General features: G+C 66.2%; 7 protein-coding genes. 6 read left to right on the plus strand and 1 reads right to left on the minus strand.

Annotated features, from left to right (window positions below; translation table 11 throughout):
• The first annotated feature begins 109 nt into the window (after positions 1-109).
• Positions 110-1060, plus strand: a complete 951-nt coding sequence (locus tag KBT70_RS12765) for a metal ABC transporter permease (protein WP_296634004.1) — start codon at positions 110-112, stop codon at positions 1058-1060.
• On the opposite strand, the gene KBT70_RS12770 is transcribed toward KBT70_RS12765, so the two are convergent.
• A complete protein-coding gene (locus KBT70_RS12770) occupies positions 1014-1763 on the minus strand; it encodes a WecB/TagA/CpsF family glycosyltransferase (protein WP_296634006.1) in 750 nt (249 codons plus the stop codon). The genes KBT70_RS12765 and KBT70_RS12770 overlap by 47 nt on opposite strands.
• A 209-nt stretch (positions 1764-1972) precedes the next feature.
• Here KBT70_RS12770 and KBT70_RS12775 point away from each other — a divergent pair, with 209 nt between their 5' ends.
• The 5 genes from KBT70_RS12775 to KBT70_RS12795 are packed head-to-tail and all read left to right on the plus strand — an operon-like array spanning position 1973 to position 8340.
• Positions 1973-3127, plus strand: a complete 1155-nt coding sequence (locus KBT70_RS12775; RefSeq protein ID WP_296634010.1) for a Gfo/Idh/MocA family oxidoreductase — start codon at positions 1973-1975, stop codon at positions 3125-3127.
• Positions 3118-4017: an NAD(P)-dependent oxidoreductase gene (locus KBT70_RS12780; RefSeq protein WP_296634016.1), complete on the plus strand. Its 900-nt coding sequence runs from the start codon at positions 3118-3120 to the stop codon at positions 4015-4017. Before KBT70_RS12775 ends, KBT70_RS12780 begins: the two co-directional genes overlap by 10 nt.
• Positions 4014-5261 carry a glycosyltransferase gene (locus tag KBT70_RS12785; RefSeq protein ID WP_296634020.1) on the plus strand — a complete coding sequence of 416 codons (1248 nt, stop codon included), beginning with the start codon at positions 4014-4016 and terminating at the stop codon, positions 5259-5261. Before KBT70_RS12780 ends, KBT70_RS12785 begins: the two co-directional genes overlap by 4 nt.
• Positions 5258-6223 carry a glycosyltransferase gene (locus tag KBT70_RS12790; RefSeq protein ID WP_296634023.1) on the plus strand — a complete coding sequence of 322 codons (966 nt, stop codon included), beginning with the start codon at positions 5258-5260 and terminating at the stop codon, positions 6221-6223. The genes KBT70_RS12785 and KBT70_RS12790 overlap by 4 nt, the downstream gene beginning before the upstream one ends.
• 11 nt (positions 6224-6234) lie before the next feature.
• Entirely contained in the window at positions 6235-8340 is a 2106-nt protein-coding gene (locus KBT70_RS12795; protein WP_296634028.1) for an NAD-dependent epimerase/dehydratase family protein, read from the plus strand.
• The last annotated feature ends 251 nt before the right edge of the window (positions 8341-8591 follow it).

The following is an 8591-nucleotide window of genomic DNA, read 5'->3' on the forward strand; positions in this document are numbered from 1 at the left end:
TCGAGGCGGCAGCGGCGCGCTATGACGGGCTGACACCCTTGGAAGAGGTGCTGACAGGCGATCAGATTGCAGCCCTTGACCGGGGCCTTGGACCGGCGGGGACAGTGTGATGGGACAGGATTTCGTCATGCTGTCGCTCACGCCGCTGCTCATTGGCATTGCGGCGGCGGTGGCCTGTGCGCTGCCGGGGAATTTCCTGTTGCTGCGGCGACAGGCGCTGATTGGGGATGCGATCAGCCATGTGGTGTTGCCGGGGATCGTGGCGGGGTTCCTTGTCACCGGCTTGGTCGCCACCGGGCCGATGATGCTGGGGGCGGCGGCGGCTGCGATGGTGGCGGTGATCCTGATCGAGGTGATCCGCCGTCTGGGTCGGATCGAGCCGGGGGCAGCAATGGGCGTGGTCTTTACCGCCATGTTCGCAGGCGGCGTGCTGCTCTTGGAACAAAGCGCCGCGTCCGGCGTGCATCTTGATGTGCAACACGCACTTTACGGCAATCTCGAAAGCCTCATCTGGCTGGATGGCTATGGCTGGGGCGCGCTGACCGATCCGGCGGCCTTGGCGGGATTGCCGCCTGAATTGGGGCGCATGGGCGCGGCGCTGCTCTGCACGGCGCTCTTTCTCGCGGTGCTGTGGCGGCCACTGGTGATCGCCACCTTTGACGAGGGATTTGCCCGCGCCATGGGTATCCCCACGGCCCTCTTGGGCCTCGCCCTAGTGGCGGTGGCGGCATTGGCGGCGGTCGCGGCCTTTGACGCGGTGGGGTCGATCATCGTGATCGCGATGTTCATCTGCCCGCCCGCAAGCGCCCGGTTGATGACGGACCGCTTGGGGCGTCAGGTGGCGTGGAGCGTGGTCTTTGCCACGGTCTCGGCGGTCTTGGGCTATGTGCTGGCTGGTTACGGCCCGCTCTGGCTGGGCTATGACAATGCGGTCAGTGCGGCGGGGATGATCGCCACGGTCGCAGGTGTGATTCTCGGGGCGGCGGCACTCTGGGGGCCAAAGCGGCAGAGCGTCAGCCGCGCAGACGCCACGCCGCAACCATCAACCCCGGTAAAATAGCCGCGCAACGTGCATAGCGCGGCACCATCCGGCGCGGGCTGGACAGAGCGCGCCACAGCCATTCGAGCGCCAGACGCCGCACCCAAAGGGGCGCACGCGGCTGCGCCCCGGCGATGAAATCGAGCCCCGCACCGATGCTGGCAAAGCCCATATGCGGGAGTGTCGCATGGGCGCGAGCGGCGAAAATCTCTTGCTTGGGCGCGCCAAGCGCCAAGAGGCAGAGGCCCGCACCCGAGGCGCGCAGCGCGGCTATGACTTCGGCCCCCTGCTGGCCCATCGGATCAAACCCCATGGCCGGTGCAATCCGCTCCGCGATCACCAGCCCCGGCACGCGGGCGCAGAGCCCCTCGCCTGCGGCGCGCAAGGCCGCCTCTGTGCTGCCCACAAGGGCCACGCTGACCCCCGCCTCAGCCGCCAGCCGCACCATCGGCACCACCATGTCGGCCCCGGGCACCAGCCCCACGGGACGCCCGGCAAGGCGCGACAGCCACACCACCGGGTTGCCATCCGCCACCACCAGATCATGCTGCGCATAGGCCGCCAGAAAGGCGCGATCCTGCTGCAGTTTTACCAGATGATCGAGATTGAGCGTCGCCAGAGCAAAGCCGCGCCGCGCCCGAAACCGCTCGGTCAGGACCGCCAGCAGGTGCGGGGCATCGCGGGGCGCGATGCGTATGACCTGATCCTGAACATGAAATTCCACCCGATCCCCCTGCGACAGTCGCGGCCTTTGATGCTATATCAACTGCAGCCCATGGTGACACTAGGGCGAAAATGCGTGGCTTTGAGGGCCGTATGTCGGGCGACTGTGCCCGCGCGGCATCAGAGCAGCGCAAAGGCTTGAAACTGTAGGGAAATGGTCAGATTCTCGCCATGATCCTGTGATTACCCAGAGGACGAGACACAGGGGCAATGATGCAGGCAGAGGGCAAAGGGAACAGCAGCCGAGAGGCAAGGCTGGGGCGCGTGGCGCTGGTGGGCTGCGGATTCGTGGCCGATCTCTACATGCGGTCGCTCGCCGCCCATCCCGAGATTGCCGTGATCGCCGCCCATGACCACGACCCGACGCGATTGGCCGCCTTTGCCGCGCATTGGGGCGTTGCCACCGAGGCGACCTTGGCGGCGCTCTTGGCGCGGCTTGGCCCCGGCGATGTGGTGCTGAACCTCACCAACCCGTCGGCGCATTATGCCGTGAGCCGCACCTGTCTCGAGGCGGGGCATCATGTGTGGTGTGAAAAGCCCCTGACGCTGGAGTTGTCGCAGGCCCGTGCCCTGCATGATCTGGCGGAGGCGCGCGGGCTGATGCTGGTTTCTGCGCCCTCATCGGTGCTGGGCGAGGCGGCGCAGGTGCTGATCGGCGCGGTGCAGCGCGGGGTGGCGGGCACCCCAAGGCTGATCTATGCCGAGATGGATGACGGTTTCATCCCGCAGGCGCCTTATGCCAAATGGCAGAGCGAGAGTGGGGCTGCGTGGCCTCATGCGGATGAATTCGCGGTTGGCTGCACGCTCGAGCACGCGGGCTATGTGCTAAGCTGGCTTATCGCGATGTTCGGCAGCGTGACGCGGGTGGTGTCGGCCTCGGCCGAGGTCATTCCCGACAAGCCCGGTGCCGCGCGAACGCCCGATGTTTCAGTGGCCACGCTGTTCTTCGAGGCGGGCCCGATGGCGCGGCTCACCTGCTCGATTGTGGCCTCCCATGATCACCGCTTGCGGGTTTTTGGTGACGAGGGCGTGTTGCAGGTGCGCGAGGTGTGGGACAATGCGGCACCGGTGCGGTTTTACCGACGGTTCACCTTGCGACGCAGGCTGATCGAGCATCCCTTTGGCCGGCGCATCCGGGCGCGAGGGCCATCGCATCCCAAGGTGGGGCGTTGGGGGGCGGCTTCGATGAATTTCGCCCTCGGTCCCGCCGAGATGCTGGCGGCGTTGGCCGAAGGACGGGCCTGTCGTCTGACAAATGCCATGGCGCTGCACCTGACCGAGGTGACGCTGGCACTTCAGGGCCCAAGTGGCGTGGTGGAGATCGAGAGCCGCTGCGCTCCGATGGAGGTGGCCGTATGGGTCTGAACCTTCTTGTCACAGGGGCGGGTGGATTTCTGGGCCGCGCTGTGGTTGCCGAGGCCCGCGCGCAGGGGCATGCGGTGCGCGGCGTGACGCGCGCCGATGTGGATCTGGTGACAGGGGATCTCAGTGGGCTTCTGGACGGGATAGAGTGCGTGATCCATCTGGCCGGTGCGCTCTCGGGCGATTGTGCCGTGCAGGCGCGTGATACACTGACTGCCACGCGGCGCCTCATTGCCGCGCTGCAGGCGCAGCCCTTGCCGCCACGTCTGGTGCTGGCAAGCTCCATTGCCGTCTACAGCGCCGATGCGTCGGGCGTTGTCACCGAGGCCACGCCGATTGAGGACCGACCGGAGCGGCGCGATGCCTATGCCCGCGCCAAGCTGGCGCAAGAGGGTATGCTGCGCGTCAGCGGCCTGCGCCACACCATTTTGCGGCCCGGTGCAATCCTTGGGCCGGGGCGGATGATGACGGCGCATCTTGGGCCGGGGATGGGCGGCACGTTGATCCTGATGGAGCGGGGCGGCGAAGTGCCCATTGTGTCGCTCAACGATTGCGCGCGCGCTTTTGTTCTGGCGGCAGAGACACCGGGCGAGGGGCGGGCGCTGAATATCCTCGGGGCAGATCGGCCGACGCGGGCGCGATACGTCGCGGCGCTGCGACGCACAGGCTGGCCGCGCCATGTACTGCCGCTCAACTGGCGGATGGTGGCACCCTTGGCATGGCTGCTCTTACCCCTTGGCGCGCGCGTTCCGGGCCTTTTGCGCCCTGCCGTGCTGCGCGCGCGGATGCGGCCCGTGAGGTATGACATTGCGGCGGCACAACTGGCACTCGGCTGGGTGCCGCAGGATGACTTTGACACCGCGTTCGCGCGCGCGCAGGAGGAGGCGGCATGAGCCTGCGCATCGCCTATCTGACCGGCGAATACCCCCGCGCCACCGATACCTTTATCCAACGCGAAGTGGCGGCGCTGCGCGCGCAGGGGCTCACGGTCGAGACCTGTTCGATCCGCCGCACCGGGCCAGAGCATCACACCGGACCCGAACAGCGGGCCGAGGCGGAGGGCACGTTTCACGTGTTGGAAACGGCCCGTTCGCCCCGCCACCTGATCGCGGCGCATCTGGCGGCGTGGCGCAGGCCGGGGGCGTGGCTGCGCGCCCTGCGTCTGGCGTGGCGCACCAGCCCCGGTGGGATCAAGGCGACGCTTTACCAGTTCATCTACCTTGCCGAAGCGGCTGTTCTTGCGGAGCATCTGTGCGCCCGTGGGCTGACGCATCTGCACAATCACATCGCAAAATCGAGCTGCACCGTGGCGATGCTCATGTCCGAAATGTCGGGTATTCCCTATAGTTTTACGCTGCATGGGCCGGATATCTTTTACGAGCCCTATCGCTGGCGGCTGGATGAAAAGATCGCCCGCGCGCGCTTTGTCGCCTGTATCAGCCATTTCGCCCGCTCGCAGGCGATGGCCTTTTCCGACCCCCGGCATTGGCACAAGTTGCATATCGTGCATTGCGGGGTTGATCCCGCGCGCTATGACCACCCCGCCACGCCTGCACCGGCGCAATTGCTCTTTGTGGGCCGTCTGGCGGCGGTCAAGGGCGTGCCGATGCTCTTTGATGCCCTGCGCGACCTGAGCAAGAATCATCCCGCGCTTCGCCTGACGCTGGTGGGCGATGGACCAGAGCGCGCAGCACTGGAGCGGCGTGCCCGCGAAATGGGCCTCACGTCGCGGATCACCTTTGCAGGTTACAAATCTCAGGCCGAGGTGGCGGAATTGCTGCGCACGGCGACGGCCCTTGTCCTGCCCAGCTTTGCCGAGGGCGTGCCGGTCGTGCTGATGGAGGCCATGGCGGCGCGGGTGCCGGTGGTGACAACCCGCATCGCGGGCGTGCCCGAACTGGTCGAGGACGGGGTGAGCGGCCTCTTGGTGCCGCCCGGGGATGCCCATGCCCTGCAGGTGGCCATCGGGCGCCTGTTGTATGACGCGCATCTCTGCCGAGATATGGGCGAGGCCGGGCGTTTGCGTGTCACCGCCGAGTTTTCCTCGGACAGCGAAGCGGCATGGCTTGCCGCGCTCTTCGAGGGCTATGGCACGGGCGTGCCTCCCAAATCCCTCAGACCAAAGGACACCCCATGACCTTGCGCATTGCCGTTGTTCTGATCGGTCGTAACGAGGGCGCACGGCTTGTCGCAAGCCTGGCCTCGCTCGGCGGGCAGGGGTTGCGGGTGGTCTATGTCGACAGCGGCTCGACCGACGGCAGCGTGGCGGCGGCGCGGGCGGCAGGGGCCGAGGTGGTGGAGTTGGACACAACCACGCCCTTTACCGCCGCGCGGGCGCGCAACGCGGGTTTTGCCGCTCTGGCCCCGGACCTGCCCGATGCAGTGCAGTTCATCGACGGGGATTGCATCGTCGTGCCGGGCTGGATTGAGCGGGCGGCAGCGGCGCTGATGGCCGAGGACGGCATCGGCCTTGTCACCGGCTGGCGGTCTGAAATCCATCCCGAGTCCTCGGTCTACAATGCCCTGTGTGACCATGAATGGCACCGACCGGCGGGAGAGATCATCGCCTGCGGCGGTGATATGTTGCTGCGGGTTGCGGCCTATCAAGAGGTTGGCGGCTTTGATGGCACGATCATCGCCTCTGAGGACGAAGAATTCTGTCAACGCCTGCGCAAGGCGGGCTGGCGTCTGATCCGTTTGCCGCACCCGATGACCCGGCACGACGCCGCGATGCGGACCTTTGGTCAATGGTGGCGGCGCGCGGTGCGCTCGGGTCATGGGTTTGCGCAGGTGGGCGAAATGCACCCCGGCTATTTCGCGCGAGAGCGGGCGCGGGTCTGGGTCTATGGTCTGGTCTTGCCTCTGTTGGCGGTGGTGGGCCTCTTCTGGTTTCCGCTTTTGGTGGGTGTGTTGGCGGCTTATGCGATGTCCTATGTCAAGACGGCGCAGGGCTTGCGGACTTCTGGAATGGGCACGCGCGCGGCCCTGCATCAGGCGCTCTTTCTCAGCCTGTCCAAATTTCCGAACCTGATCGGCATGCTCACCTACAAGCTGCGCAAGCGGCGTGGCGATGCGATGCAGATTATCGAGTACAAGTAAGGGGACCTGTGGTGAGTACAGCGATCAACGTAGGACTGATCGGCGCGGGGTATATCGCGGGCTGGCATGCCGATGCGCTAAAAGTCACGCCGGGGGTGCGGTTGGCGGCGGTTTGTGATCTCTCGGCCTCTGCCGCCGAAGGGTTGGCGGCGGCCCATGGGGCGCGGGCGTTTACCTCGGTCGAGGATCTGATTGCGAGCGGCGCAGTCGAGGCGGTGCATATCCTCACGCCCCCCGACAGCCACGCGGTGCTTGCGCGGAAATGTCTGGCGGCGGGGCTGCATGTGTTGGTGGAAAAACCAGTGGCCATCTCGGGCGACGAGACCGCGGGCATTGCCAGCGTCGCACGGGCGGCGGGGCGTTGCTTTGCCGCTGGTCACAACTTTCTGGGCCTGCCCGGCTATCAGCGCCTCAAGGCTCAGATCGCGCGCGGTGAATTGGGCCGTATTTCGAGCGCCGAGATCACTTGGGCCTTGCCGCTTGCCCCGCTGCGCTCTGGTCCCTACGGACTCTGGCTCTTGCGGGAGCCGCGCAATCTGTTGTTGGAACTTGGGCCGCATCTCTTTGCCTTTGCCCATGACCTCTTTGGTCCCGTCACTGTCACCGGGCTCTATCTGGGCAAGCCGGTGGCCCTGCCCGGTGCGGGGACGCGCCCGCAAAGTTGGCGGATCACGGCAGAGGCGGGCGGTGTCGATATCGCGTTCAACCTGCAACTGGTCGAGAGCGTGGATGACCGCTCGGTCACGCTGCGCGGCTCGTCAGGTCTGGCGCGGCTCGACTATGCCGCCGATGTGCTGACCGTGACCCATGAGAACACCGCAGATCTGGTGCTCAATCCCTTCCTGCGCGAGATGGGCGCAGCCCTAGGGCATCTGCGCGAAGGCATCGGCAATGCCGTGCGGCAGATCGGATCACTCAACCGAAAATCACCCTATGCGCTTGGTTTTTCTGGGACGTTTGCGGCGTTTTATACCGCCATCCGCGAGGGCAAGCCGCTCGATCCGCGCTTTGACGGCGTGGCGGCAGAGGCGGTGATGCGCGCGATTGATGCGGCGATTGCGCTCATGACCGATCAGGGCCGCGAGACTTGGGCACCGCCCAAAGCACGGCGCAGGCCCAATCCCACCGCCCTTGTCATCGGCGGCACCGGGTTTTTGGGACGTGACCTCACGCGCGCGCTGGTGGCGCGAGGACAGGACGTGCGGGTGCTGTCGCGCGGGGCGCATGGCCCGTTTGATGATCTGCCCGAGAGGGTCGAGACCTGTGCCGTCAGCTTGCGTGATGAGGTCGGGCTGAGCGGCGCGATGCAGGGGATCGACGTGGTTTACAACCTCGCTCGCGCCTTGGGCACGACATGGGCGGACTGTCTGGAAAACGATGTGGCCGTGTCCGACCGCATCGCGCGGGCGGCACTGGCGGCTGGGGTCAAGCGGTTCGTCTATACCGGCACGATTGCCTCTTATGACATGTCCAACCCCCGGACTGTGATCACCGAGTCGACGCCCTTCGCGCAGGATATGACCGACCGCAATCTCTACGCCCGCTCCAAGGCGGAATGTGAGCGGCGGCTCTGGGAGATGGCGCGCGATCATGGTCTGCCGCTCACCATCGCGCGACCGGGGATTGTGGTGGGGCAGGGTGGGCCATTGCAGCATTGGGGCATCGGGCGTTGGCACGGCGCGGGGGCGGTGCGGCTCTGGGGGTCGGGGGACAACCCGCTGCCCTTTGTGCTGATCGGGGATGTGTCCGATGCGCTGATCCGCATGGGCGAGAGCATGGCCGCGCCGGGGCACTCGTTCAACCTTGTCGGCGACGTGCCACTGACGGCGCGCAATTACTTTGACGCGATCCATATGCGGCTTGGGGCGCGGATTCGCGTGAGTTCCGGCAATCTGACGGCGATGTGGGCGGCGGATGCGGTCAAGTCGGCGCTCAAGACCTATGCCTTGCGCCGCCCCGGTGTGATCCGCGCCTCGCTCCGGGATTGGCAGTCGCGGGCGCATTTCGCACAGTTCGACAATGCCAAATCCAAGGCGCTGTTGGGCTGGCAGCCGGTGTCGAACCGTGAGGAATTCTTGCAAGAGGCGGTGGATAGGGCCGGGCTGCTCGGCTTTTGAGGCATGAATCGGCGGCATACAATCCTTAAGTTTTGGTCGCATTGTTGCCGGATTCTCCGGGCATACCAGTGCCAACAGGCAGGAGACCTTGCAATGGCAGGACAGGCCACCCCCGGCAAACCCACAGGCACGCGCCCCGGCGCGGGGTCGTGGCATGGGGTGTGGTCATGACCCTCAAACGCCATGAAGAGTATATGCGCCGCCGCGCCGCCCGCCGGGCCGAGATGGAGGCCGAGGCGGACGAGGACGTG

The organism is Roseovarius sp., from assembly GCF_018066915.1.
GTDB lineage: Bacteria > Pseudomonadota > Alphaproteobacteria > Rhodobacterales > Rhodobacteraceae > Roseovarius.